The 26,847-nt window shown below is 59.3% G+C and carries 22 protein-coding genes; 8 read left to right on the forward strand and 14 right to left on the reverse strand.

The window, feature by feature from the left end:
- Positions 1-502 precede the first annotated feature (502 nt).
- Positions 503-796, forward strand: a complete 294-nt coding sequence (locus JM93_RS04850) for a GIY-YIG nuclease family protein (RefSeq protein ID WP_145341074.1) — start codon at positions 503-505, stop codon at positions 794-796.
- A gap of 1,095 nt (positions 797-1,891) precedes the next feature.
- Here the strand turns inward: JM93_RS04850 and uvrB are convergent.
- From uvrB to JM93_RS04865, 3 genes are all read right to left on the reverse strand, one after another.
- Positions 1,892-5,335 carry an excinuclease ABC subunit UvrB gene (gene uvrB, locus JM93_RS04855; RefSeq protein ID WP_280114408.1) on the reverse strand — a complete coding sequence of 1,148 codons (3,444 nt, stop codon included), beginning with the start codon at positions 5,333-5,335 and terminating at the stop codon, positions 1,892-1,894.
- Between the two features lie 119 nt (positions 5,336-5,454).
- Positions 5,455-7,743, reverse strand: a complete 2,289-nt coding sequence (locus JM93_RS04860; RefSeq protein ID WP_145341075.1) for a putative bifunctional diguanylate cyclase/phosphodiesterase — start codon at positions 7,741-7,743, stop codon at positions 5,455-5,457.
- 10 nt (positions 7,744-7,753) lie between these two features.
- The gene (locus JM93_RS04865) at positions 7,754-8,383 is read right to left on the reverse strand and encodes a cupredoxin domain-containing protein (RefSeq protein WP_145341076.1); all 630 of its coding nucleotides are present in this window, start codon (positions 8,381-8,383) and stop codon (positions 7,754-7,756) included.
- Positions 8,384-8,589: 206 nt separating this feature from the next.
- Between JM93_RS04865 and fumC the strand changes: the two genes are divergently transcribed.
- A complete protein-coding gene (gene fumC, locus JM93_RS04870) occupies positions 8,590-9,975 on the forward strand; it encodes a class II fumarate hydratase (protein ID WP_145341077.1) in 1,386 nt (461 codons plus the stop codon).
- 6 nt (positions 9,976-9,981) lie between these two features.
- On the opposite strand, the gene JM93_RS04875 is transcribed toward fumC, so the two are convergent.
- A complete protein-coding gene (locus JM93_RS04875; RefSeq protein ID WP_145341078.1) occupies positions 9,982-10,266 on the reverse strand; it encodes an Rdx family protein in 285 nt (94 codons plus the stop codon).
- Between the two features lie 61 nt (positions 10,267-10,327).
- Between JM93_RS04875 and JM93_RS04880 the strand changes: the two genes are divergently transcribed.
- Positions 10,328-11,197, forward strand: coding sequence for a choline kinase family protein (locus tag JM93_RS04880; protein ID WP_170230529.1), 870 nt, complete (start codon positions 10,328-10,330; stop codon positions 11,195-11,197).
- Between the two features lie 14 nt (positions 11,198-11,211).
- On the opposite strand, the gene JM93_RS04885 is transcribed toward JM93_RS04880, so the two are convergent.
- From JM93_RS04885 to JM93_RS04905, 5 genes are all read right to left on the reverse strand, one after another.
- The gene (locus JM93_RS04885) at positions 11,212-12,393 is read right to left on the reverse strand and encodes a glycoside hydrolase family 5 protein (RefSeq protein ID WP_145341080.1); all 1,182 of its coding nucleotides are present in this window, start codon (positions 12,391-12,393) and stop codon (positions 11,212-11,214) included.
- Positions 12,394-12,477: 84 nt separating this feature from the next.
- Positions 12,478-13,530, reverse strand: a complete 1,053-nt coding sequence (locus JM93_RS04890; protein WP_208994962.1) for a heparan-alpha-glucosaminide N-acetyltransferase — start codon at positions 13,528-13,530, stop codon at positions 12,478-12,480.
- 430 nt (positions 13,531-13,960) lie between these two features.
- Positions 13,961-14,371, reverse strand: coding sequence for a DUF3775 domain-containing protein (locus JM93_RS04895; protein WP_145341082.1), 411 nt, complete (start codon positions 14,369-14,371; stop codon positions 13,961-13,963).
- Between the two features lie 409 nt (positions 14,372-14,780).
- Complete coding sequence (locus JM93_RS04900; RefSeq protein ID WP_145341083.1) at positions 14,781-15,053, reverse strand: hypothetical protein; 273 nt, start codon at positions 15,051-15,053, stop codon at positions 14,781-14,783.
- A 3-nt stretch (positions 15,054-15,056) separates the two neighbouring features.
- Positions 15,057-15,362 carry a hypothetical protein gene (locus tag JM93_RS04905; RefSeq protein ID WP_145341084.1) on the reverse strand — a complete coding sequence of 102 codons (306 nt, stop codon included), beginning with the start codon at positions 15,360-15,362 and terminating at the stop codon, positions 15,057-15,059.
- Between the two features lie 221 nt (positions 15,363-15,583).
- Here JM93_RS04905 and JM93_RS04910 point away from each other — a divergent pair, with 221 nt between their 5' ends.
- The gene (locus JM93_RS04910; protein WP_196220754.1) at positions 15,584-16,729 is read left to right on the forward strand and encodes a PAS domain-containing protein; all 1,146 of its coding nucleotides are present in this window, start codon (positions 15,584-15,586) and stop codon (positions 16,727-16,729) included.
- A gap of 356 nt (positions 16,730-17,085) precedes the next feature.
- Positions 17,086-18,285 (forward strand): pyridoxal phosphate-dependent aminotransferase, encoded by a 1,200-nt coding sequence (locus JM93_RS04915; protein ID WP_145341085.1) that lies wholly within the window; start codon positions 17,086-17,088, stop codon positions 18,283-18,285.
- 18 nt (positions 18,286-18,303) lie between these two features.
- Here the strand turns inward: JM93_RS04915 and JM93_RS04920 are convergent, their stop codons facing one another.
- From JM93_RS04920 to JM93_RS04935, 4 genes are read right to left on the reverse strand one after another with little or no spacing between them, the layout of a single operon-like run.
- On the reverse strand, positions 18,304-19,212 hold the full coding sequence (locus tag JM93_RS04920; RefSeq protein ID WP_145341086.1) for a lysylphosphatidylglycerol synthase domain-containing protein: 909 nt from the start codon (positions 19,210-19,212) through the stop codon (positions 18,304-18,306).
- 35 nt (positions 19,213-19,247) lie between these two features.
- Complete coding sequence (locus JM93_RS04925; RefSeq protein WP_170230530.1) at positions 19,248-20,003, reverse strand: O-methyltransferase; 756 nt, start codon at positions 20,001-20,003, stop codon at positions 19,248-19,250.
- A 29-nt stretch (positions 20,004-20,032) separates the two neighbouring features.
- The gene (locus JM93_RS04930) at positions 20,033-21,544 is read right to left on the reverse strand and encodes a hypothetical protein (RefSeq protein ID WP_145341088.1); all 1,512 of its coding nucleotides are present in this window, start codon (positions 21,542-21,544) and stop codon (positions 20,033-20,035) included.
- Positions 21,534-22,517 carry a glycosyltransferase family 2 protein gene (locus JM93_RS04935; protein ID WP_145341089.1) on the reverse strand — a complete coding sequence of 328 codons (984 nt, stop codon included), beginning with the start codon at positions 22,515-22,517 and terminating at the stop codon, positions 21,534-21,536. Before JM93_RS04935 ends, JM93_RS04930 begins: the two co-directional genes overlap by 11 nt.
- Positions 22,518-22,727: 210 nt before the next feature.
- Here JM93_RS04935 and JM93_RS04940 point away from each other — a divergent pair, with 210 nt between their 5' ends.
- Positions 22,728-23,345 carry a hypothetical protein gene (locus JM93_RS04940; protein WP_145341090.1) on the forward strand — a complete coding sequence of 206 codons (618 nt, stop codon included), beginning with the start codon at positions 22,728-22,730 and terminating at the stop codon, positions 23,343-23,345.
- Between the two features lie 168 nt (positions 23,346-23,513).
- Positions 23,514-23,996, forward strand: a complete 483-nt coding sequence (locus tag JM93_RS04945) for a DUF992 domain-containing protein (RefSeq protein WP_145341091.1) — start codon at positions 23,514-23,516, stop codon at positions 23,994-23,996.
- Between the two features lie 60 nt (positions 23,997-24,056).
- Here the strand turns inward: JM93_RS04945 and JM93_RS04950 are convergent, their stop codons facing one another.
- Complete coding sequence (locus JM93_RS04950) at positions 24,057-24,383, reverse strand: hypothetical protein (RefSeq protein ID WP_145341092.1); 327 nt, start codon at positions 24,381-24,383, stop codon at positions 24,057-24,059.
- Positions 24,384-24,620: 237 nt separating this feature from the next.
- On the opposite strand from JM93_RS04950, the gene JM93_RS04955 reads away from it, so the two are divergent.
- Complete coding sequence (locus JM93_RS04955) at positions 24,621-26,702, forward strand: elongation factor G (RefSeq protein ID WP_145341093.1); 2,082 nt, start codon at positions 24,621-24,623, stop codon at positions 26,700-26,702.
- Positions 26,703-26,847: the final 145 nt, after the last annotated feature.

Consider the following 26,847-nt stretch of genomic DNA (forward strand, 5'->3'; position numbering starts at 1 on the left):
AAGGACGGTCCCCCACGGAGCCCTTTGAGCAGGCGGGGCAAGTATAGGGGCAGGGCGAAGGGGCGTGGACAAGTTTTCTGTTTGTCAGGAGGGGGGAGGCGCAAACCCACCATGCGCCCCAACGTCATTCTCCTGCTTGTGAGCCCGCCCCGGACTTGGTCGGGGACGGTGTTTGCATGCTCTGGCCCACTGCTTTGGGATCAACCGTCATGACCGGATCTCTCCGCCGTCATCCTCGGGCTCGACCGGGTAATCCATACCGTGATGGCGTCCAAAGTCGGGCCGTGCTGTTTTGGAAAAGGAACGGAGTGGATTCCATGGTCAGGCCATGGGATGACGGAGTGCGGGAAGAGAGCTTTACCAAAAGTAAAGGCTGTCATCATTGACCTGACCCGGGATCTACCCGCTTCCAGCGGACCGAGGCATAGGTGCAGCCCTCGCCACACTCTCCGATGTCATCCTCGGGCTTGACCCGAGGATCCATACCGTTTCCTATCGGCAAATGCGCAAGCGCTACTGGGTGTACATCCTGACAACGCGCAAGGGCGGCACGCTTTATACCGGCGTGACGAACGATCTCCCCAGGCGGCTTGTTGAACATATGTCCGGCACTGGGTCGCAATTTACCAAACGCTACTCAGTCAAACGGCTGATCTGGTATGAAGAACATGAGACGGCGCCTCAAGCAATCGCCCGTGAAAAGGCTATCAAACGCTGGCCACGAAAATGGAAGATCGACCTGATCGAGGGCTTGAACCCGGACTGGTTTGATTTGGGCAAGACGCTCAACAGGTGAGGGCTGTTTTCGGCGCTTCTTGCGCCACACCGGACTATGCACAATCCCTCCGCGTCATGCCATGGCTTGACCATGGCATCTGTTCCGTTCCAGCGCCCCTTGTGCAGGTGGCAGGATCAGGGTGTGTATCCTCGGGTCAGCCCCAGGGTGATGGAGCGGATGGAGAATCCGGCTGTATTTTCCTCCGTCACTACCCGACTTGACCGGGTAGTGCATACCCTGACGGTGCCCGGCGCCGGGTCGTCCTGTTTGGATATGGAAGGGTGTGGATCCCATGGTCGAGCCATGGGATGACGTTGTTCGTGTTGAAACATGATGCCTTGCCTGTTCCACTGCTGTCATCCTCGGGCTTGACCCGAGGATCCACACCGTGATGGCGCCCAACGTAGGGCCGTGCCGTTTGGAAAAGGAACGGAATGGATCCCATGGTCAAGCCATGGGATGACGCGGTGTCTGTTGATGGGCCGCACCACTTACTCCTCGGTCATTACCCGGCTCGACCGGGTAATCCATACCGTGATGGCGCCCAAAGGAGGGCCGTGCCGTTTGGAAAAGGAACGGAATGGATCCCATGGTCAAGCCATGGGATGACGCGGTGTATGTTGATGGACCGCGCCACTTACTCCTCCACCCCCCGCACGTGATGCGGGACCTTCCCGCTTCGAGAGCTCTAGGTCACAGGCACAGGCACACCCACTGTCGTCATCCCCGACTTGATCGGGGATCCATACCGCGATGGCTCCACCCGATCAGTCGTGCTTGTGGCGCGGGAACGGAATGGATCCCATGGTCAAGCCATGGGATGACGCGGTGTCTGTTGATGGGCCGCGCCACTTACTCCTCGGTCCTTCCGCACCTGATGCGGGACCTTCCCGCTTCGAGAGCACTGGCGCACAGGCACAGGCACAGCCTCTCCACAACCTCGGACGTCATCCCCGCTTCATGCGGGGATCCATTGGCAGCCGAGGGTCGGGATAGGGACCCGTCACTGCGGCCCGTCGCGGACCCCAATTGTTCTCTGGCCGGTGCGGGCCAGTGGATTAGATCCCTGCCCATTTCCGCTTCGTGGGGCGGGGGATGACCACTGAGGGGAGACTACCGCCCCGGCCGTCCGCTCTTTTTCGGCCGGCCGCGGCGCTTTTTCTCGTCCACCGGGTCTTCATAGGACCCCACCCCGATCTTGCCTCGCGGGGTGTGATGCGGGGCGTCTTCGGCCTGGATGATGGGCGCCGGTTTCTGCGGGGCCGCCTTGCCTGACAGCGGCACTTCCGTGCGGCCGACGGTCATCTCGTCGAGCGTATTCTTGCGCACCTTCTTTGAAGGTGCTGGTTGGCTTTCGCTCACGGGCGTTCGCGCTGACGCGCTGCCCTCCGCGGGGGCGCCCTGACCGGGCGACGGCCGGTCGGCCTTGCGGGCTGCGCCCGAACCCTTTTTCCCTGACACCCCGGAAGACGCAGCACTTCGCTCACGCGCTTGGATGGCCCTATCTTTTGCGGTCTCGCGTTTCTTGCCGCTGGCGCCTTCCTTGGTGCCGCCGGCGCCGAACTTCTTGTCGCCCTTGTAACCGCCGGTGGCCCCGGCAACGTCCGATTGCCGGGCCATGGCGTCGTCGGCGACCGCCAGTTCGGTTTCCTGCAGGCGCTTGATCTCGTCGCGCAGGCGGGCCGCTGTCTCGAAATCGAGATCGGCGGCGGCATCGCGCATTTGTTTTTCCAGATCGGAAATGTGGGCCTGCAGATTGTGCCCGACCAGCGAGCCTTCCTCGGCGAACCCGGCATCGACCGTCACGTGGTCCTGCTCGTAGACGCTTTGCATGATGTCGCCGATGGAGCGCTTGACGCTTTCCGGCGTGATGCCGTGCTCGGCATTGTAGGCCAGCTGCTTCTCGCGGCGCCGGTTGGTCTCGGCAATCGCCCGCTCCATGGAGCCGGTCATGTTGTCGGCATAAAGAATGACCTTGCCGTCGACATTCCGCGCCGCGCGGCCGATGGTCTGGATGAGCGAGGTTTCCGAGCGCAGGAAGCCCTCCTTGTCCGCATCGAGGATCGCGACCCGCGCACATTCGGGAATGTCGAGGCCTTCGCGCAACAGGTTGATGCCGACCAGCACGTCGAAGGCACCAAGCCGCAAATCCCGGATGATCTCGATCCGCTCCAGCGTGTCGATGTCGGAGTGCATGTAGCGCACGCGCACGCCGTTCTCGTGCAGGTATTCGGTCAGATCCTCGGCCATGCGCTTGGTCAAGGTGGTGACCAGCGTGCGGTAGCCCTTTTGGGCGACCTCGCGCACCTCGCCCAGAAGATCGTCGACCTGGGAGGAGGCGGGGCGGATGTCGATCACCGGATCGACCAGGCCGGTGGGGCGGATGACCTGTTCGGCAAAGACGCCGCCGGCCTCTTCCATCTCCCAGGAGCCGGGGGTGGCGGACACCGCGACGGATTGCGGCCGCATGGCGTTCCATTCCTCAAAGCGCAGCGGCCGGTTATCCATGCAGGAGGGCAGGCGGAAGCCGTATTCGGCGAGCGTTGCCTTGCGGCGGAAGTCGCCCCGGTACATGGCGCCGATCTGCGGAATGGTTACGTGGCTCTCGTCGGCGAAGACGAGGGCGTTGTCCGGCAGATATTCGAACAGGGTGGGGGGCGGCTCGCCCGGCTTGCGGCCGGTGAGGTAGCGCGAATAGTTCTCGATCCCGGCGCAGGAGCCGGTCGCCTCCAGCATTTCCAGATCGAACATGGTGCGCTGTTCCAGCCGCTGGGCTTCCAGCAGGCGGCCATGGGCGTTCAGCTCTTCCAGGCGGCCCTTCAGCTCGGTCTTGATCGACTTGATGGCCTGTTGAAGGGTGGGTTTCGGCGTCACATAGTGCGAGTTGGCGTAGATCTTCACCGACTTCATGTCGCCGGACTTCTTGCCGGTCAGCGGATCGAACTCGGTGATCTGCTCGATCTCGTCGCCGAACAGGGAAATCCGCCAGGCCCGGTCCTCATAGTGCGCCGGGAACAGCTCGATCGTGTCACCACGCACCCGGAACGTGCCGCGCTGGAAGGCGGCGTCGTTGCGCTTGTATTGCAGGGCCACCAGATCGGCGATCAGCTGGCGCTGGTCGATGCGTTCGCCGACCTCGATGGCGAAGGTCATCGCCGTATAGGTCTCGACCGATCCGATACCGTAGATGCAGGACACCGAGGCGACGATGATGACGTCGTCGCGCTCCAGCAAGGCGCGGGTCGCCGAGTGGCGCATCCGGTCGATCTGCTCGTTGATCGAGCTTTCCTTCTCGATATAGGTGTCCGTACGCGGAACGTAGGCCTCCGGCTGGTAATAGTCGTAGTAGGAGACGAAATACTCGACCGCGTTGTCCGGGAAGAAGCTCTTGAACTCGCCGTAGAGCTGGGCCGCCAGCGTCTTGTTGGGGGCGAGGATCAGCGCCGGGCGCTGGGTGCGCTGGATGACCTGCGCCATGGTGTAGGTCTTGCCCGAGCCGGTGACGCCGAGCAGCACCTGGGTCTGCTCGCCGCCGGTTACCCCCTCCACCAGTTCGGCAATGGCGGTCGGCTGGTCGCCCTTGGGCTCATACTCGGAGGCCAGATTGATCGGCACGCCGCCTTCGGATTTCGCCGGACGTTCCGGCCGGTGCGGCACCCACAATTCGCCGTTCTTGTGCAGCGGGTTGCCGCTTTCGATCAGCGCGGACAGGGCCTCGACGGTCGCGGTCGCGCCCTGATTGCCGCCCAGCTCGCCATAGCGGCCATCGGCGGCGGACTTCTTCTTGTTGTCCTTTTTGTGCTGTTTGAGCTTGGCTTCGAGCTCCTCGGCCTCCTCCAGCGACATGTCCATGCCCGCGACAGGATTGAGACCGCCGGCAGCCCGCTCGCGCGCCGTGTCCGCCTTGCCCATACTGGTTCCGCGGGCGGATTTGGTGGGTTTTTCTTTTTTTTCGCTCGCGGTCGCACCGGCCTTGCGGCCTGACCTCCGCGTGGGCGTCGCATCAGCTCCGGCGCCCGCTTGGGCTTGCGGGCCGTTGGCCCGGTCTTCTGCTTCCCCACTGGATACTTCGCCGTAGGTGCCCTTCGCCTTCGCACCCTTGGGCGACAGCTTTGCCTTGCGGCCTTCCTCGACATTGGCGGCAACTGAGCCGTCGCCTCCGGCCCGTTCCCGCTCCTTCGAGGAGGTCCGCGCCGTGCGTTTGGACGAACCCGGCGCGCCCGGCGCCAGGTCCGCAAGCTTTGCCGGATTCTTGATCCTGGATTTGGAGGGTGTCTTTTTGCTCACGGGCGTTCGCGCTGATGCGCTGCCCTCCGCAGGGGCGGCCTGACCGGCCGGCGCGCGGTCGCGCTTGCCTCCGCTTTGCTCCGGAGACATCGCTTTGTCCGCTTCCTCGGCGATCTCCGCGGCCCAATCGCTGATGGAGCCGGACAGCGGCGCACCGGACAACGGTTGCTGCGGCGCTTCGCCGAAGCCGTCCGGCTGGCCTGCGCCGGACCCGGTTTCAGGATCGGCGTCTGAGGGAGTTTGGGCGGATTTGGACGTCTTGCTGCTCATGCGCTGCAATATGGTCCGAGTCCGGCCGCGGGGAAAGAGGCCGTTGCGGCTTTGTTCCTGTTTTTCCGCCTGCCGCGCTGATCTGCTGACAGGAGGGTGTCAGGAGCGCGGCTCTCCGGTCACGCAGACAGCCTTGCCTCCGGCAAAAAGGCCGGGCGTTCCTGCTTGAGCCAGTCTGTGAGATCGGCCAGCGGCACCGGCCGGCAGATGAAATATCCTTGAGCAAGATCGCAGCCGACGTCGCGCAGGATTTCCAGCGTTTCGACGTCTTCCACGCCTTCGGCAACCACCTTCATGCCGAGGCCGTGACCAAGTTCCACTGTTGAGCGCAGCATGAAGGCCTCGCGGGACTGGGGTGCCAGGCCCAGAAGGAGGCTGCGATCGATCTTTAATTCCTGTGCCGGTATCATTTTCAGATAGGCGAGGGAGGAGAGGCCAGAACCATAGTCATCAATGGAAATGCTGAAGCCGTGTTCGCAGATGGCGCGCATGTCCGACACCGCATTGTCAGGGTCGCCCATAACAGCCGTTTCCGTGATTTCAAAACAGAGTTGGTCTGGGGACGAAACCTCCAGAGTGTCCAGCAGCTCGATCAGGGAGCCGTCGCCAAGTTGCCGGCCGGACACATTGATTGAGAAGCGGAGCGGGAGCCCACTGTCTGCCAGCGTTCGCTGATCCGCCACAGCCCTCTGGGCAACCCACTCGGTGAGCGCCCTTATGTGGCCGGTGTTTTCGGCCATGGTGACGAAGATGTCCGGCCGGATCATGCCGCGCTGCGGATGCCGCCACCGCAGCAGGGCTTCAACCGATTCAATCTTTTGGGTCTGCAGGTTCAACTTGGGCTGATAGGCCAGGAAAATGTCGCCGTTTTCGAAGCCGGTCAGCATATCGCCCATCAGGGACAGGTTGGCGACCGGATCACCATAGGACTTGGCATCAAAAAGGCCGGTCTTCGCAAAGGCACCGCGCGCCTGATCCAATGCAATCGCCGCCTTTTCCACGACGGTCGGGCCGTTGGCTTCCGTTACACTGTTGCGGACAAAGCCTGCGCGGGCCATCACATCGATTTTCTGACCAGCGATATCAACAGGCTGCTCCAATACATCCAGAAGATGGGCGAGCCAGTTTTCCGCGTCCTCGTCCGAAGGCGCCTGAAAGGCGACTGCAAGCAATCCGCCGGACAGGTCCGCCGGCGGAACAACGGTTTCCAAAAGGCCAAGACGGGCCCCGATGGCCTTGATGAGTTCGGCTGTCTGCGCATAGCCGATGGCGTCCCGAATGGGCTGAAACCGATCGATGCCGACAACGGACACAACAACATCGGACGGCGGCAAGCCGGTGAGACGTTCTTCAAAGAATGCGCGGTTTGGCAGGCCGGTTTCCCGGTCGTGCAACGCCTGATGGGTGATGGTGTGGGTTCGCTCCTCGATGGCTTCAGTCATCAGATTGAAGCTGTTGGCCAGGCGGCCGATCTCGTCCGATGACGACAGTTCAACCGCTTGGTAGGTCCCATCTTCCACATCCCGTGTTGCCTGTTCCAGCCGGGCAAGAGGGCTGGTGATGGAGCGGGCGAGCAGCCACGCCGCGATGCTCAACAGGGCAAGTCCAAGGGCTCCGATCACGGCCAGGACCCTCAGCAACGACCACATGGGTTGCAGTGCGAGTTCTCTTGGAAAACTCAGTTCGAGTTCCATCTCGTCGCCAGCCAGCCCTGGAAGCCTGAGCGTTTGTTGCAGAAGCTGACCTTCGGGCGCGGAGGCGGCTGACCGGGGCTCGGGGGCGGATGGGGTCGAGCGCGCAACCGGGATTTGGCGGCCTCCCTCCAGCAGTAGCAGCTCGGCCTGAATCGGAATGGAAGACAGCGTCACAAGCGCCTGCATTTGAGAATCGTCAAGCCGGTTTCCGACAAGAATCCATCCGACCAGGTTAGGCGCAAAAACAGGAGACAGGACAGCGCGATAGGCAGACTGCCCCAGGACAACACCGCCTTCGTGCTCATTGCCGTCCGATAGTGTGTCGATCATGGAAGCGGGTAATGCGGCCGACAGGGTATCGGAAATGCTCGTTCCGTCCGGAAAGATGACATAGGCTACATCGGCATTCATCCGGAGCCGGAGATTGGCCAGAGCCGAGCGGATGGTCTCCGGTTCGGATGGGCCGAGTGAGATCGCTGACCGAAACCCGAAATCACGCGATGAGATTTGCACATTTTCGCGCAACTGTTCGATTTGCAGAGTTTCAAGCCGTTGGAAGGCTGCGGAAGTTGCCTCCAGCTGGGCGCGGGCCGAACCTATGGCATTGGTCGAGATCATCGAATATACCCCGCCCGCCACTGTCATCATGATCAGCGCGAACAGCGCGCTGTAAAAGAACGTCAGCTTTGTACGCAGGCGGGTAAACAAGTTCACATATCTCTGTTTAGTTCTGTTGTTGCGGTGCGCGGGGAGACTGGCCGATGGTCATTTCAACCACTTCCGTGGTGATGCCGGAGCCACTGAAAGAGACTTTTCGCGAGATTGGCGTGTCGGAATCACCTTTTTGATAGGGATGCCAGATTTCAACAGTATGCTCTCCGTCTGTGATGCCGCTGAGCATTGCCACACCCTTTTCATCGGTCACCGCCGCCAGGGGAGCTTCGGTGACCCGGATATAGGCTTCCATCCGGTCATGGATGTTGCATCCGATTGCTACTGTACCAGGCTTGTCAAAAACGACCGTGCGGGTTTCACCCTTGCCGTAAAGCTCGTGCTCAAAGCGCTTGGCCGGAGAAAATGAAAAGACGTGGTGCTTGATTTCATCCTGGTTTGGAAAGGCGACTTTCGCGCCAACCGGAACAACCATGACGAACGGTATGAACGTTTTGTTTTTCTGGGCCATTGAAAACGCGTTTGCCGGGACGCCGGTCGCTTTTCCGGGACCGGAAACAGTTACGACAGCGTGGGCCAGAGGGGTCCCCTCCGGAGTTTTGACTTCAACTCGTAGGTCGGCTGCCTGAGCAATGCCAACCATTCCCATGGCAAACAGAAACGTCGAACCTAACAGTTTCATTGACTGCTCCGTGTTTGAGTCCCGCTACGGTACCTTTGGCGGAATTTACATGACGTTAAGGCACCTGAGTATGTCGCAAACAGCTTTAATTTCGCTGTGAGAACAAATCTGCGTGGTGGGCTCCGGTGATAAACGGGGTGGGTTGCATTTGCTTCGAAATTTTGACGAATTGGGCACCAGAATGCACCGAACGCAAAGGAGCTCCCATGCGCACAGAATCCGACAGTCTTGGCGAGATCGAGGTTCCCGGTGACCGGTATTGGGGCGCGCAGACGCAGCGATCCTTGAAGTTCTTTTCCATCGGCACGGATCTGATGCCGGTGGAAATCGTGCATGCGTTCGGCACCCTCAAGCGGGCGGCGGCGGAGGTGAACCGGGATCTGGGGCATTTGCCACCGGACATCTGCGATCTGATCGTGGCGGCGGCCGGGGAAGTCGGTTCGGGTCAGCTCGACGATCACTTTCCCCTCCATGTGTGGATGACCGGCTCGGGCACGCAGACCAACATGAATGTCAACGAGGTGATCTCGAACCGGGCCATTGAAATGGCGGGCGGGCAAATGGGCTCCAAGACGCCCGTGCATCCCAACGATCACGTCAACATGTCCCAGTCGTCGAACGACACGTTTCCGGCGGCCATGCACATGGCGGCGGCGATCCACACCACGCACCGCCTGCTGCCGGGCCTCAAGCATCTCAGCGAAGCGCTGAACACCAAGGCGGAGGCCTGGGCGGACATCGTCAAGATCGGCCGCACGCATATGCAGGACGCGACGCCGCTCACCCTCGGGCAGGAGTTTTCCGGTTATGTGGCGATGCTGGACGAGGGCATCCGGCGCATCGAATGGGCGCTGGAGGACGTCTACGCGCTGACGCTCGGCGGCACGGCGGTCGGCACCGGCATCAATGCGCCGATCGGCTTTGCGGAGCGCGCGGCGGAGCGGATCGCGGCCCTGACGGAGCTGCCGTTCCGCACCGCGCCGAACAAGTTCGCCACCCAGGGCGGGCATGATGCGCTTGTCGCCTTGCACGGCAGCTTCAAGACGGTGGCCGGAACGCTTTACAAGATCGCCAACGACATCCGGCTCCTGTCCTGCGGCCCCCGCTGCGGCTTCAACGAGTTGATCATTCCGGCCAACGAGCCCGGCTCGTCCATCATGCCCGGCAAGGTGAACCCGACCCAGTGCGAGGCGCTGGCGATGATCGGGGTGCAGGTCATGGGCAATGATGTCACGGTTGGCATGGCCGGGGCGGGCGGTCTTCTGGAAATGAACGTCTACAAGCCGGTGATGATCAACGCGGTGCTGCAATCTATCCGGATCATGGGCGACGGCGCGCGCAACTTCGCGGATTTTCTGGTCGAGGGCACCGAGCCGAACATTCAGCAGCTCAATCATTATGTCGAAAACTCGCTGATGCTGGTGACCGCGCTGTCGCCTGTGATCGGCTATGACAAGGCGAGCCACGCGGCCCATCACGCGTTTGAGCAAAATCTTAGTTTGCGCGAGGCCTGTCTTGAGCTGGGTCTGATCGAGGCCGAGGTTTTCGATGAGGTTGTGGACCCCCGCAAGATGCTGGGGCCGAGCCAATAATATTCGTCACCGGTCGCTGTGGCCAAGGGACTTTTCCGGCCACAGCAGATCGCGCAAGCGCTGTTTGAGCACCTTCGCTTCCGGAAAGCCGCCGTCGACCGTGCGGTTCCAAATTTGGTTGCCGTCACAGATGATCGTGAAGACACCACCGGTACCCGGCACCAGTGTTACGGCTCCGGTTTCCTCTGAAAAGGTGGACAGGATCTCCTGCGCCATCCAGGCAGCGCGCAAGAGCCAGTTGCATTGGCGGCAATAGGTGATGATGATGTGCGGGCTGGCCAGGTCGGTCATGTCGATTCCACGCTGTGCGGATCCCGGGAGAGCCCGGTCCCAATTTCGGAATGCAGGTCTTTTGTCCATTTCACCTTTAAGCGATGTTGAGCGCGCCTTCGCCTATTTTCCGCATCTTAAAAAGATTTGTGGCGATATCTCCGATGTGCGCCGGGAGGCGGGGCTGACCAATCGTGTGTTTCGCGTTGCCTGCGCCAACGGTACCTACATCCTTCGTCTGCCTCGGGCGGAAACCGCAGGGGCAGTGGACCGGGTGAAGGAAGCACACAACCATCGAATAGCAGCGCAATTGGGCATTGCGCCGGTGCCACTCTATTCCGATCCCAATACCGGGGTGCAACTGAGTGCCGCGCTGCCTGATGAACCGCTGGATGCACGGAGTTTGGCTGAAAAACTCGGTGCGGTCCTGACCCGCCTGCATAGCGTGCCCAAAAAATTCAGATGGCAGCTTGTCCCACAAGAGGTGATCGCCGGGCAACAAGCCTATTTTTCGAAAAAAGCCGATCTGGCGCAGCGCATCGCGCCGCTGATTGAGGCGCTTGCCGATACGGGTGCGCTGCAAAGCCGGCCGGACGACTTTGCGCCGTGCCACGGGGATTTGTCGCCCGGTAATATCCTGTATTCCGCTGGCAAGCTGGTGTTGATCGACTGGGAGTATTCCGGCCAGTGTGAACCGGCTTGGGATCTCGCTTATGCGGCGTTGGAGAATGATTTCGAGGCGGCGGATGAAAAGCTTCTGCTGGACGCCTATTCGGGAGGAACGCCGCCGGACAGTCTGGTTTCACGGTTTCGGGAAATGAAATCCGTGTGCGACGCGGTATCCGCGTCTTGGGCGCTGGCGCAGGTTGCCGCCGGCCGCGACCCGGCGACGTTTCTGGCGTTCGCCCAGATGCGGATTGACCGTGCTCAGGAGCGGATCGGCCTGGTCTGAGTGGGGATGCCGGCTCAATTTGCCATCCGGGCCTTCAAAAGCTCCATCAACTGTCCGTTTCTGGGCAATTTGGCTGCTTTGCCTTCTTCCATCAGCCAGTAAAAGCGGCCGGGCGGAAAGTCCTGCGGCAGTTCATAGTCCATGCCTTCCCAGACATCCTCCCTGAAGGAATAGAACGCCCAGTGACCGTTGTGTTTGTCCAGCGCATCCATGACATCGGTGAGATAGGCTCCGCAGTCCTGCCAGCGGCGCATGCAGCCAAACTCAGCCGCGACAATGCGGTTGGACGGAACTCCGGCGCGGTCCGCCCACTCATAGGCTTTACCGATATGCGCTGCGACGTCGTGCGCTGTCCAGGTCAACCCCTTGCCGTCATAATCCGTGACCACACCGGGATAGCGCAAGGGCGTGTCGCGCTTCATGTTCGGAGAGCTTGTTGCGGCGTAGGGCTCGTACATATGAAAGGCGTAGAGCACCCGTTCATCCGTCAGTTTTTTCGGCCAGGCCGCCAGAGCGCGCGGGTTGGCGTAATATCCGCTGTCGACCATGACCGGCGTGACCGGGTCCACCTCCCTGATTGCGCCAATCATCCGTTCATAAAGCCAAGGCAAGTCGCGCGGCGTACCGCTATGGGATGTTTGCCAGGCTTGCAGATCGGCCGTCCTGCCGTTTTCTACAAGGCCTGTCGGCTTTTCGGGGGCAGGCTCGTTCAAAAGATTGTAGGCGGCAATCGCGGGATGATCCTTCAGCGCGTCCGCAAGGTCTTTCCAGAACTGTATTGCCTGATCGGCGAAAGCTGTGTCCGACCAAAGCCTGTCATCAAACTGGCTGTCATTTTGCTGAGACCATCTTGAACCGGGCAGGCTGAGCGGCACAACAACCACCTTCAGGCCCGCGCCATGGGCGGCATCAAGCACTTGGCGGAGGGTTTCAAGGTCTGCCTTTTCAAGGCCCGTATAAGCACCCGCACTACCGATGAGAAAATCCCGGCGCGCACCGGGCCATTTGCTGAACGCGAGCCGCACCCAGGTTGCACCGGTGTCGGCAAGGGCCTCGAAATAGTCCGCGTCCGGCGGTTCGGCGTTAAAGCTGTTGCCCCCTTTTTGGGGGGTGTCCCAAAACTGAATGAGGTCCGCCGCCTGAGCCGGTTGAGCCAAGGCTGCGCAAAGCGCCGCTGCGCGAAACAATTTGATCATGTTGGGCTTTTTGCCCCGGATTGGGGCGGGAAAACGGCAAGGCCAAAAGCGCCTGTTGAGAATATTTGTTTCGGAAGGTGCCGGTCAGTTGCTCGCCGTATTGCTATCGAAGACGGTTGGATCGGCCAGGCAAAGCGCGTAGGTCTGGTTCATCTGTTGGCGTAGCCCGGCATCATTGGGAGTCTTTGTCAGGGGATCCCACAAGCCGTTTTGCCGAAGGCCGTCAAGAGTGCATGCGCACGCTCCGGCACAATCGGATCCGGGCCCTTGAACGGCCTCACAACTGATCCGGCAGTTTTCGACAAAGGCGGGCCCTGTCCGGTCCGGCGCCAAGCCAACCGCGTCCGCCGACCAGACCAGGCCGAACAGGATCGGTTGATGGATCAGATAAATCAGCAAGGAGCGTTGGCCAAAGAGCCGCAATATGGACGCAAGCGGACCGCCCGGATTCCATTGTTGCATCCTTGCGGGCACGTTGAAGGCGATCAGAAACTTGGCCGCCGAAACGCCTGCCAGGGTCGCAGCAGTCCAAGGCGCGATCGGGACATAATCGACACTGCCGAAGCCCGGTTCCCCCAGCCCGGTCCAGACCCACAGGGCTCCGTCGAAAGCCGGGTTGCTGAGCCACACAGGTGCGGTTGCAAACAAAAGCGCGGCAACAGCGCTTGCCGGAGCCGGAAGGCGCGTAAAGGGAAGCGCAATCAGACAGCTCGCGGCAATGGCGTGTAAAATCCCGAAACGCACGAAGCTGCTGCCAAAGGTGACGTATGTGGCAAGGGAAACACCTGCAGCCGCAAGCGCGATCGTTGCCTCGCGTCGCCAGAATGAAGGCCAGCGGATGCCGTCACCATGCGCCAGCGCAAGGCTAATGCCGGCCAGAAACAGGAAGCTGCCGGCGATGCATCCGGCGAAAACCCGCCAGCTCCAGCCATTTGCAACCGGCCATGTCACGAAGCTGAACCAGGAAAGATCCCAGGAAAAATGATAGGCGATCATCGCGCAAATCGCGACGCCGCGTGCGGCATCCAGCGCGAAAATCCGGCTCAAGCCGGAAGGCTTGGAAAGGGATGTGATATCTAGTTTCCGAAAGCGACGGCCAAAGTGCTGATCAAGCCGGCCAATGCGAGCATACCGCACACCATTGGCCATGGAGATGGACGCGGCGCAGAGTCTTGATCAAAGTTTGAATGATCCTGGAACATAAACTTACCCCCCGGCTCCGTCAGTCCTCGGAAAATTCCTCGGGTGAGATTGGGACAAAACGGACCGTGGGGGAATATGGTAAATGAATGCTTAACAGCTTTTCCAAAGGAAAAGCGCTGATTGCCTGAAGAAGTTGGCGTGACCCATGTTGCCCTTCCGAACATCGTTGTCTTGGTCCGCCGGCTGCGTCACGGATACGGGCCACAATCGCGTTTTTAAACAGCACCTGGTTGCGCAGTCAGCTCAGGAAGACGCGGGGAGTGCGGCTCTGGAAAAGGCCTGCCCCCCTTCGTTTCCGTCGCCGACTGGCGGCGGTTAGCCTAAATCATTTGAAGCCGCGAGCCATTGCGCAGGGCGCGGACGTTCAAAGGCCCAACGCGTCGAGACCGCCTTCGAGATAGTCGGGAAAGAGCGGGATGCCGAGCAGGTAGGACGAGGTCGCGCGCGTCGCGCGTTCCTTGGCTTCCAGGGTGGCATTTGCGAAATCGTCCGCTTCGAAATCACCGCGTCCGATCCAGGCGATTGCAACGAGTTCTGCGGCTTCGTCGACATTCAGGTCATCGATCAGCTCGCGCAGCTCTGCTTCCGACATGTCGTCGTTTTCTTCTTCGGCCAGCCCGTCGTGATGATGCGTGTCTGTCAGGGTTTCTTCGTCAAACTCAATATCACCCTCATGGCCACCGTCGAAACTGTCATCAACAGTGTTGGCGGCGGCGCGCGCCTTCTGGATCAAGAGACGGACGGTGTCGGCGGAGATGCTGAGATCAACGGCCATTGCGGTTTCCCCATACTTCGATTTTCAGGTCTCTTATCCTCCGGTTGGCCGCGCAGTGCAATGGTGTTTGAGTTTGCGCAAATCAAAAGCAGCATGACGAGGGGACAGGTTATCCCCGCAATCCCGTAGCCCCGAGCCGGAATATCGAGAAATGTCATTAACGCGGATCTGCGGGCATTGCCCGGCGTGTGAACGGCGCGCTAACTTCTCTGTAACAATCGCCAGTTCAACAAGGTGCCTTGTCAAACGTCCAGTGCGTTCCGGCGCCTGAAGCTACCGGGGGGCGGACCTGGGGCGAGGGGCCTGATCCGTGTGCGGCATTGCCCCCTGGGGATCAGGCCCCAAGCCGAGAGCGGGGACCCTAGAATACAATATCTAAAGGATCCGGCGATGCCGCCGTTTGGACAAGTTACGGCGTTTGTATGTCCTCGAAGGCCGGGTGCCGGTCCTGAAGCTTGCCGCTGACAATCTCTGAGTTCTCAGGTGGAATGCTGAGAACGCTTGCAGGAGCCGACGGCCGGTCGATGGAAAATCGTTCCGGATCAGATGCCCATGCAGCGGCGATCGTCAGCGAAAGGGCCACGCACAATCCTATGACGATGGCAATTATCAACGGCCCCGCGTCGGCCCTGCGGGAGACCGTTGTTTTAGCGGTGCTCCCGTTTGTGGAGTCTTTTGTCATTTTTCAAACGTCCAAACTTGTGGAGACCCGGCGCGCTGCGCGATCGAGAACGCTGAGTCTCGTTTTGCTGGAGGCATAGTGTGCCGGACCACGCAGATCCCGCCGCAAACGCTTTGCCAACGCCAGTGTCAGGCCGGCCATCGTGACAAACCCCGCTGAGACCAGCCAAAGCAGTGGATCGGCCGGGCTTATGACGGTGATCAAAGCCGTACTCAAGCCCGCAGCTGCGGCAATGGTTAATCCTTCACGCAACACCGGCCGGAAATTCTTCCGGTCATCGGCGGGTCCGAGCGATCTTTCCCAGTCCATTGGCAATCCCTCCAACGAATTCCAATAGGTGCCTTGTCGCAAGGGAATCCGCCCGTTGGCAGTCCGCAATCGGGCTGGCTCGGTAAGATTCTGTGACCCTTTCGTGGCGCTGGAAACTTCGGCGTTTGCAGCAGATTGTAAGGCCGGTCTTCATAACTTTTTTGCTTTTGCAGGCCATTCTCGGCCATTGGAAAAGATCCATGGGGATCGGGACACGAGTTATGAGTACCCAGGCAGCGCAGCGTAAAACGCCGGCACCCAAAACCGGTGCGGACAAGGCCGTGAGCGCCGAACCAGTCCGAACGGAAGATACGGCAAAAACCGAGGGCGGACCGGCGCTGTCACTTGCGGGGCTTCATTTTTTCATTGCCGACATCAGCCGCAAGACCATTCTCTGGCATGAATCCGCCTCGCAAAGCTTTCACAGCGAGATCAAAGATCTGCAACAGGCGCCATCCGCGGAGGCTCTGCGGCTGCTGACCCCCGAGGACCGCAAAAACATCCTTCGCCTCGTTCAAGGAGCCATCAAGGACGGCAAGGCGGGCCCTTATGATGTCGGCGGCGGCCCCGATCACCGGATCCCAGGCATTCCATTGATGGCCTATCGCTACGAGATGCCGGACGGGCGGCTGCTGGCCATCTGTTTCCCTTCGCTTGGCGAAGGCGATGCAAATCCGGGCAATGTGGTGTTGGGTCTGGCACCGATCCTCCAGCATTTCGTGGCCAATTCGAACCGTGTTGTGCTTCTGGTCGACAATTTTGGCTATGTACGATTTGCCAGCGAAGCCTTTGTCCAGCATTTCCGCATTTCGGATGCCCGGCTGATCCTCGGCCGCAACATTGCGCATGTTCAAAACCGGGTAGGCAGAACACTTGTGTCGCTCACCATTGCGGCTTTGACCCGGCGCGCCAGCGCAACCGGCCGCACACGGTTCTTGTTGCCGTCGAGCGAAAGTGTCGAACTGTCCTACGATGCCATGTATTTCCGCATTGGCGGCAATGTCGGGGGTGTTTTGTTTTCCGCCGGGCAGATCGGCGGGGATGTCGACTTTTCCAAGGTGTTCGATCTCTGCAGCTCGGCCATGGTTGTCGTGAACACAAACACCCGCATGATCGTCGCGGCAAACAAATCCGCCATGAAAGCCTATGGACTGACGCCTGAAATCATGGACGTCAAACCGATAACGGAAACCCTTCTGCATCCGCGCAGTTACTCGAACCTTCTGGACTCTGCCAAGCAAGGCTCGGAGGTTCCCATGTCGGTTGTTGTGAATGCCTTGAACGGGCAGTCCAAAAAGAAGCGGCTCAAGGCGAGCCTGATTGACACCACCAAGGTGCCGAAGCTGGTTCTGGAAGCACGTGCCTGACCGGCCCGGCATCTGGTGGCCAACGCACCAAATCATGAGGGACAGGCTCTTCGGCGTAGACACCGGTATCGGCGCCATAGCCGCGCAACCAGGCTTTTGAGATAGGAAGATGATCTGGGCGATTCGTACAGCATCAACGCTGCCAATAGCCTTTCCATGTCTGGCTCGTTGGATGCTCCATCGCAAGGCTTACCAGTTCGCCGTGGCTTTCGCGGTGTGTGAAGAAGCTTTTTGAACGGCTGCGCGGAATGCGTGGCCTTTTTTTATTCCTTTTCCAGCGGCCTTGCCCTTGTCATAAATTTCATGCGGGACTACGGTCCGCGCGCTTTTCTTTCCCGTTTCCCATGGAGGACACTATGGGCTTTCTCGCCGACGCTTTGGACCGTGTTAAACCCTCTGCGACGATTGCCGTTACCAACAAGGCCCGCGAGCTGAAAGCTGCCGGCCGAGACGTCATTGGCTTGGGCGCCGGCGAGCCGGATTTCGACACGCCGGACAATATCAAGCAGGCGGCAATCGCCGCCATCAATGCCGGGAAAACGAAATATACGGCCGTTGATGGCATCCCGGAGCTGAAAGAGGCGATTGCAGCCAAGTTCAAGCGGGAAAACGGACTGACCTACGAGACGAACCAGATCACCGTCGGTACGGGTGGCAAGCAGGTGCTCTACAACGCTCTGGTCGCCACTTTGAACCCGGGCGACGAAGTCATCATCCCAACGCCTTATTGGGTTTCCTATCCGGATATGGTGCTGATGGCCGGCGGTGAGCCGGTGATCGTGGAAGCCGACAAGTCCACGTTCAAGATCCGTCCCGAAGCGCTTGACGCAGCCATTACGTCGCGCACCAAATGGCTGATCTTCAACTCGCCGTCCAATCCATCCGGCGCCGCCTACACCGAAGGCGAGCTGAAGGCATTGTGTGATGTGCTCAAGAAGCATCCGCATGTCTGGGTCATGACCGACGACATGTACGAGCATCTGGTCTATGACGATTTCAAGTTCACGACGCCGGCCCAGATCGCACCAGAGCTCTATGACCGCACCTTGACAGTAAATGGCGTGTCCAAGGCCTATTCCATGACCGGTTGGCGGATCGGCTATGCGGGCGGCCCGGCCAGCCTGATCAAGGCAATGGCCAAGGTGCAGTCGCAATCGACGTCGAACCCCTGCTCCATTTCGCAGTGGGCGGCCGTGGAAGCCATCAGCGGCACGCAGGACTTCATTCCGAAAAACAATGAAGTGTTCAAGGCGCGGCGCGATCTGGTGGTTTCGATGCTCAATCAGGCAAACGGCATTTCCTGCCCGGTGCCCGAAGGTGCCTTTTATGTGTTCCCGTCCTGCGCAGGCACGATCGGCAAGACCGCGCCGTCCGGCAAGGTGCTCGAATCCGACGAAGACTTTGTCACAGAACTTCTGGAAACGGAGGGCGTTGCGGTTGTGCAGGGCTCAGCTTTCGGTCTTGGTCCGAATTTCAGGATTTCCTACGCGACAGCGACAGAGGCCCTGGAAGAAGCCTGCACCCGCATCCAGCGGTTCTGCGGCAATCTCAAATAATCTGACCGGTACGTGCGGTCATCCAAGGCGGCTCCGGCCGCCTTTTTTGGTTTCACGCGCAGGCCGGTGCGGAAAAATCAGCCAACTGGTTGAAAAGAAGATCAGGTCTCCGGCAATTGTCACCAGTCTTAAAAGCGCGGCTGAAATCAACACGGTCGCGTCCGCGCCATGGTCTTGCAACAAGATGCTAAGGGAGGCTTCGCGGACGCCTAGCCCGCCCGGTGCGCCGGGGGTCACAAATCCTAAGAGCCATGACACGATTGATGCCTCAAAAAGCTCAGCCCGGGGTATATCCGATGACAACAGGCTGTAGATGGCGATGAAAATCAAACCGAGCACTGCCATAAACAGGGCGGATAAGAAAACTGCCCAGGACAGTTGCAGGCGTGCATTCGGCCGGTTTGCAATGCGGCCTAAAGCGAGGACAATCGCAGCGGCCGAACAAACAAAAAGCCCTCCGACAGCCATGCCTTCGGAATAGTTGCCAAACCATGGCGCAAACGTGCTTTGGCCAGCAACTAAGAACAGCACCGCGAGCGTGAGCAGCGCCCCGGCCGGCGTTATGATCAATTCAACAAACGTGGACTTTACAATGTCCCCGTCTTTCAATGTGTTGCCGCGCATCAGAAAACCGCGGCCGATGAGATGCGCAACATTTCCCGGGAGGTATTTGGCGACGCTGGAACGCATGTATGCCTTGTATGAGACAGCCCGCTCCGGAGTGCCAAATGCGCGAACGATCCGATGCCATGCCTCTGCCAAAAGAAAGAGTGCGCAGGCATAGCCGGCAGCGCATCCGGTCAGCACAAAAAGATCGGCGGCATCTGGACGCCAGCTGGAGATGCCGGGCCAGCTCTTGTAGCTTTCAAGGCAAAGCAGCAGAAGCGCCAGCACCATCGCCAGTCTGCCGGCCCAAAGGAAAGTCACCTTCCATTTGTCCGTTGTTGAGCGGCCGCCGGTCGTCACGGTGCCAATGATGTGTTCTTGGACGCAGAAATGAGGGTGGTTTCTTCCGGATAGGGAAGAGAGGGGGTCATGCCATGATACGTGCGGACATCCATGTTCTCTTCCAGGGATTTGATTGTTTCACGATATCGCCGCCGCCCGGAATTGTCGAAGACAATCAAACCGTCATCCTTTAGGCATTTGATAGCTTCCAACAAACACCCTGCACGAGCCCGGCCATCCACGACGACGAGATCGAATTTGGTCTGATGCTGCTGGATAGCCTTAGCGTAACTCTCAAAGCAAAGCCCTGAATATCCAGCCTTTTGAGAGCGGAACACATCCGCACAGCCGGTTTTTTTGTCGGGACTGCAGATCTCAATCGCTATCCGGTTTGTAAGCTCAAGGCGGGCGATCTCGGCAGTCATTTGACGTGCCCAGTCCGGATCATGCTCAACCGACCAGACATGTTCGCAACGATGCGCAAGCCAGATAGTGCTTGCCCCGGAGCCATATTCAAAAACCTGTGCCTTCGGCCGAAGGTCCAAAAACCTGTTTACTTCGTCAATTGCATCATAGGCCCACCATGGCACATCCAGTGCAATCAGCGCTTTCAGATCGTGGATTGCCAAAAGGCTCAAAAGCCAGTGTGCCCGGCGTGAGGTTTTGCTGTTCCTTTGAAGGAGGCGTGTTGTCCCAAGACCGTCGCTTGCAGCTCTTAGCCCCCGAAGACAGGCGACATATGCCTTTTTGGCCGCAACTTCTATTGGCATCGTTGATCTTTCATCCCGATATTCGTGAATTAAGACGGAAGCGCGCATAGGGTTTCGCTGCGCTCTTGGCTGAAGCCGCGCTCGACGACCAATTCCACGCATGTCTCAAAGTCCCACCTGCTCATGATGTCGGTTTCCGTCAGCCGGATTTGCATAATGAGAGCGGCGAGCGCTGTCGCTGAAATACCAAGCATAGCGCACAGACCGAGGGCAAAACCGGCAAAACGGTTCCAGCCGGCAGACAATGTGGAGTGGTTCAGACCGGCGAGGCCAAGCAATGCAATGACGGCGATGAACGGCCACAAATCGACCCGGTATCGAAGTGTTATTGTTGCGTAGGACAGCGTGAGCAGAAGGGTTAGGAAAAGCCCCGCCATCAAAGGCGCATACCGGGTGAACTCCGAACGCGGCGTTCGCAAAGCAAATGCACCAAGCAGCAAAAAACCCGGCCAAAGATACGCAATGCCAATTCGCGGAACTTCGAACCGAACAAAACCATAGAGTGGCTGGGTGGTGTCGGCATAAAGGTTTCTGATTTTGCGGCCGGCCTCTTTGAAAGGCGGCAGGCTTTGGGGCAGATCAAAGGTGTATATCAGGCCGTTGGGGATGACGCGCAGTGGATTGAACCTGCCGTGCTCATTGAAACCGCGGGCGCGTTCGGAGTTTTCGTCTTCCAGCCCCCAATAAGCGAAGCCTTGCTGGACCTCTCCGGAGGTGAAACTGCCGTGTGTTGTTACCGGTGAGCCGAACTTGAGAGCATTGATCAAAACATATCCGGACCCGAAGAGGCCGAGGATGCCGAGCGCTATTACTGCTGGCAATACGCCACGTTTCAGGTCGCTGCGCAGGACGATCAGGATCGCGAACAGAGTGACGGCATACAGGCCAATAGCGATATTTGGGCGCGCGTGCACAGACAGTCCGGCACAAAGTGCCATCAGGATCAAAGACTGCCAGCCGAAAACTCTGGCCGCCACGTAGCGGACCCAAAGAAATACAACACATGCGGTCATTGCAAAGGCCACCGAGATCGGTTCGTTGTACAGGCCGGGATTGCTGCTCAGGAGCAGACCCGGGCCGGCAAACCAGAGCAAAAGCCCAATAACATAGCCATGGCCCGGGTTTTTTGAGAAGTGGGCGTGGCCAGCCTTCAAGAAGGCGGCATGGTAGAAAGCAGTTCCCAAGACAGCCCAAAACCAGATGGAGAAAGCCGCCATCGAAAAACTGCCAAACGGGAAGGCCCACCCGAATGCAAAGCGTGTCATGAGCGGTGCCAGACCGTGGTACAGAAAACCTGTACCGTCAGGCGTGTAGTGTCCTTCCAGACGCAATACGCGGATCGGAAGATCGAGGCGGCCGTCCAGAACCGCCCGGTAATAATAGTCGTAAATGTCGTGACCGAAAAAAGCCGTTCCTGGGGGGCTGAAAGCGCCGCTCGCGAACACCGCGTAGAACGCCGCGCCGAAAATTGCTGTGATCAGGGCAATGGCGCGGGTGCCGGAAGCGCTTCTGGCTGCTGGTGCCGTCCCCTCACTCGGCATCTGTGCGGTCCTGCCAAGTGTTCGTTTCGGGTGGGTTCGCAAGCTCTTGGGACCGCAGACGCCGCAGGACATTTTCCGTAAGGCGCCGGTTTGTCGCAATGGCGTCGCTCAAAAATGCCACCACAACCGTCATGTACCCGGCCAGGAGGAACATGCTTCCCAGGACGAGGGATTGAATGCGGCCTTCTCCATCTCCAATCGAATAGAAATAAAGAAATCGTGCGACCGGAAGCAGCCCGATCAAGATCATCAGGCCTCCCATGAAAAGGAAGGCGCTAAGCGACCGATACATGAAAAAGCTGCGTAAGATGGTGATGGTTTGCTTGTAAAGAAACCCGATCATTGAAGTGGACAGTCTGGACGGCCGTGTTTCGCTGTTTGTAGCGACCGGCACGGATAGTACGCTCAAACCATGCTGGCCCGCATGGATCAGGGTTTCCGTGGTGTAGCTGAATGTCGTCATGACATTGATGGTCAGGGCCGCTTCGCGGGAGTAGGCGCGAAAACCAGAAACCGCATCGGCCACGACCAACCCCGATAGTTTTTGGACGACGAAGCTGCCCAGTTTTTGAAGTTGGCGTTTCAAAAAACTGAATTCAGGATTGGCCCCCGGTTTCCGGTCGCCCACCACAATATCCGCACGCCTGTCCAATATCGGGCGGACAAGGTCCGGAATGCTCGCGCCGCAATACTGATTGTCGCCATCAGTGTTGACGATAATGTCAGCTCCGTTTCTCAACGCATGTTCTATTCCCAGTTGGAAGCTTTTCGCGAGGCCCTTGTTCACGTCGTTTTCGACGATGTGCGTAACGCCCAGCTCGCGGGCGATCTCAACCGTCCGGTCGGTTGAGCCATCGTCAATCACCTGAATTTCGATGATGTCGATCCCGGGTATCTCACTTGGGATATCTTTTACGACCGACGCAATATTCGCTTCCTCATTCAGGCACGGAATTTGGACGATCAGCTTCATGATGGCCTTCGCACGTGGCTTGAGGTGGCGTCGCACGCATTTCTAGATTTTATAAGAAACGAATGGTTAACAAAGAGCACGCGGCCTATTGAAGAAGCGGTTTTGGGGAGCTTCCTGACAAAAATGATACGATTATAAATTGTTATATTTGTCTTTTTCTTAGAAAAGTTGTATTTCACAATTCATACTTGGCCGAAAGGGAGCAAGCCGATGTCGCAGCAGCGCGCCTTGATTACGGATGTTCTGGAGGGGGCGCCATCGCTGGCGTTCGTGATCGCGCTGCGTGTTTTTGGCGAGGCGGAACCGGCAGGTTGGATCGGATGCGTCACCGCACTGTGCGTCTTCGCCGTTTTCAAGTATCTGGATGTGCGGATGAACCCGGTAATGCTGGGGGTGAATGTTTACATGCTGCTCATCACACCTCTGTTGCGCGGCCTGTTTGAGTATGGCGGGACCTTTGGCGATGAACTTGCGGCCGCGCTCTTGCCGTACACGCGCGAGAGCCTCTTGGTTTCGGTGTTTCTGACGGGTCTGGTGTTGACACTGTGCCGACGGTCCGGCTTTGCCGGACTTCCCGATACTCCACAGAAGGGCACCCTGGCCGTGTCGCTGGGAATGCTCTGCGTGTCAGCGTTCGGGATCCTTTGGGCCTTTAGCGGATCGGACAACGGTATTGTGGCCGTGATTGCCACGATTTCTGCGCTGATTTTTATTAGGCGCTGGGCCCAGGCCCGCGGGCGGCATCATCTTAAATCAAGCGTTGTGGCAACCGCCGGGGCAGGTGCCCTGGCAGCTCATACCGAACCAGGCGCCGCGGACGCCGCTTGAGTGCAGTTCCGATAGGTGCCAGCCGCCTATCGCTGCCGGAGGCGTCCGGAAACAACGTATTGCGGACAGACATCGTATTGCCATCAGGCCATTTCAATTCGGACACATTGCCGGATTAAGCCATTCAAGACCCTGCGGGAACGCGGGCCGTTTTTCTTGGAGATGTCTATGAACTTGAAAGCCTTTCTCACTGCCGCATTGATCGCAGCTCCGTTTGGATCTGCGGCTTTCGCCAGCGATACCGCGCCAGGTGTGCAGATCGGTGTTTTGACCTGCGCAATCACCGGGGAGAGCGGCTTTATCATTGGCTCCAACCACACACTCGGCTGCAATTTCAAACCGCGCAGCGGCGGACCGGTCCAGTATTACACCGGAAAGGTGTCCGAGTACGGGCTTGATCTTGGCACCACGAAAGATGCAACGCTTGTTTGGGGCGTCTTGGCGCCGAGCGCTGACATGAAGCCTGGTGCTCTGTCTGGCAGATATGCCGGTGTTTCTGCCGGTGTCAGCGTGGGGGCCGGTGTCCAGGCCAATGCGTTGATAGGCGGTCTCGACAAGTCGATCGCGCTCAACCCGTTCAGCCTGCAGAGCGAGACTGGCACAAACCTGACACTCGGCGTCAGCACCTTGACACTGGAACACATCAACTAAGCCTCTGGCCCAGGGCCAAGCCCGAGACGGGAATGCGGGGCTGCAGTCCCGCTTTTCTGGCTATTCCTCGGCGCAATCTTGAGCGTTTGCGCAAGCTCCGGTCGCCTCCAGCGGGGCGAGACGATTGATCGTGTCGATGTTTTGCCGGCGCTCTGCGCTGTCGATCTGGCGGCTGGTCGAAAAGTCCGATTGCAGCCGGTTTTGGTTGCTTTGCAACTGTTGTTCTGCAGAGGGCAGGTTGGAGGACGCATTGCCTTGATTGAGCCCGCGCAGCTGGTTGGTTTGTGCGCTCGCATCGGCGGCGGCAAATCCAGCGGCAGCCACGGTGATCAGGGCTGCCGGCACTAAGCCGCGCAAGACCTGGCGCCAGTTCAAATGTCGGTTCATTGCGGTCTCCAAAATCTGAATTGCGGCCTGCCCGCGCCTTAACATGGTGTGTTTGGCGGCGAACGTCCAGATGGCTCGGATGCTGCGCTGCCGCGTAAGTTTCCCTTGCGTTTTGCACCCGTGTGGCGCGACGATGAAAGCCCACCAATAGCAGGTGGATCAGGCGCGGCTGGCCGCGTCTTTGCCGGCCGGACCGCGTTGTATGGGGGGATCCCTCAAGCAAACGGGAGGCGAAGTATGGCGAGCAGCACACACAGCAGCGGGCAGGGTGGACGTGTCAGTCCGGCGGGCGCGGCAGGACGGCATCGATGCATCGCGCTTGTCGGGCCCTTCGGAAGTGGCAAAACCAGCCTGCTTGAAGCAATTTTGGCCAGAACAGGTGCGGTCGCCCGTCAGGGCAGTGTCGGCGATGGGAACACGGTTGGCGATGCCTCGCCTGAGGCGCGCAATCACGCCATGAGTGTTGAGATGAACCTCGCCGAAGTAGAGTATCTTGGCGACACTTACAGCTTCATAGACTGTCCGGGGTCTGTTGAATTCCTGGGAGACATGGAAGGTGCGCTCGACGGGGTGGACTTGGCGGTCATTGTCGCCGAAGACGACGAGCGCAAGGTGCCGGCCTTGCAATTGATCCTGAAATCCCTTGAAGCCCGCGCCATTCCGCGGGTTTTGTTTTTGAACAAGATCGACAAGAGTACCCGGGCCCTGCGTGATGTCCTGCCGATGCTGCAGCCGGCCTCCGAGGTGCCGTTTGTCTTGCGTCAGATCCCGATCTGGGAGAATGGCCGGGCCACAGGTTTTATAGATCTGGCCCTGGAACGCGCACATGTCTACCACGAGCGCGAGGCAAGTACCCGGATCGATATGAGTGATCAGGACAGGGCCCGCGAACACGAGGCGCGGTTCTCGATGCTTGAGACGCTTGCAGATCACGACGATGCGCTGATGGAAGCGCTGCTGGACGACATCGCCCCTGAGTCGGATGTTGTGTTCGCCGACTTGGTAAGCGAATTGCGGCAAGGTCTCATTTGCCCCGTGTTCTTTGGTTCCGCCGAACACGGCAATGGCGTTGGCCGGTTGTTGAAGGCGCTGCGCCATGAAACCCCGGAGGCCAGTGTTACCCGGGCACGGCTTGAAGCGGCCGGTGGAGGAGCGGTGCAGGTTCTCAAGACCTTGCATACGCTGCACGGAGGCAAATTGAGTATCGCGCGGATCTTCGGGGACCCAGTTGCAGATGGAGACAGCTTGCTGCGTGCGGACGGCAGCGCGGTGAAAGTCTCCGGCCTGTTTTCCGTGTTCGGACAGCAGGCAAGCAAACGGGTAACGGCCGAAGCCGGCGATCTGGTCGGATTGGGAAAGCTTGAGGGGGTCGCAACCGGGGAGGCCCTGCGTCAGACCTTCAGCGAAGCGCCGGCATCCGGTTGCAAGGTCAGCATGCCGCCTGTGCTCGCGGTAGCGGTTTCCGCAAATCAGCGCAAGGATGAGGTGCGTCTGTCCGCCGCCTTGGCAAAACTTGTCGAAGAAGATCCCTCGCTTGAGGTGGAACAGAACCAGACAACCGGCCAGACCATTTTAAGGGGGCAGGGGGAAATGCACTTGCGTGTCGCCCGCGAGCGACTGGCGGGCAAATACGGGCTTGATCTGCACGTGGCCCCGCCTGAGGTGCCGTACGCTGAAAGCATTCGGGCCCGAACCACCGTCCGGGGACGGCACAAGAAACAGTCTGGCGGCCATGGCCAGTTCGGTGACGCGGTCTTGGAAATTTCTCCGTTGCCGCGTGGTGAAGGAGTGCATTTTTCTGACCGGATCACCGGTGGAGTGGTGCCCAAACAGTATATTCCATCGGTGCGGGATGGCGTCCTCGAAGCCTTGCAATGCGGGCCGCTCGGATTTCCGGTCGTCGATGTCGCCGCGTGTCTGACAGATGGTTCTTACCATTCGGTCGACAGTTCCGATCAGGCCTTCAAGATGGCGGGTATTTTGGCCATTCGCGAGGGGCTGCCGGAGTGCAAACCGGTGTTGCTTGAGCCGATCCGGAAGGTGTCGGTCTTTTGTCCGTCGGATGCGACGGCCCGGATCAATGCGATCGTGTCCGCCCGCCGCGGGCAGATCCTCGGTTTCGATGCAAGGCCTGGCTGGAACGGCTGGGATGAAGTCCTGGCTCTCATGCCTGAAAGCGAGCTCGGCGATCTGATCGTCGAGCTGCGCTCGGCAACAGCTGGCGTTGCGATATTCACGTCGGTCTTTGATCATATGGCGGAACTCACCGGAAAACCGGCGGAAGCTGCGCTCAAAAGGGCCGGAAAACAGGCGGCCTGAGCACACAAAGCGCGGGCAGGCCTGCAAGAAATAGGCAGGGCGCCCGCGGGCCCTATATGGTGTCAATGAAGCATGCTTCGGAACAGGGCGCCTTGCTGGTCCGGTTCAATCCGGCTTCACCAGGGCTTTATTTGCGTTTGATGGG

The organism is Roseibium hamelinense (assembly GCF_007830545.1).
In the GTDB taxonomy this organism is placed as follows: domain Bacteria; phylum Pseudomonadota; class Alphaproteobacteria; order Rhizobiales; family Stappiaceae; genus Roseibium; species Roseibium hamelinense.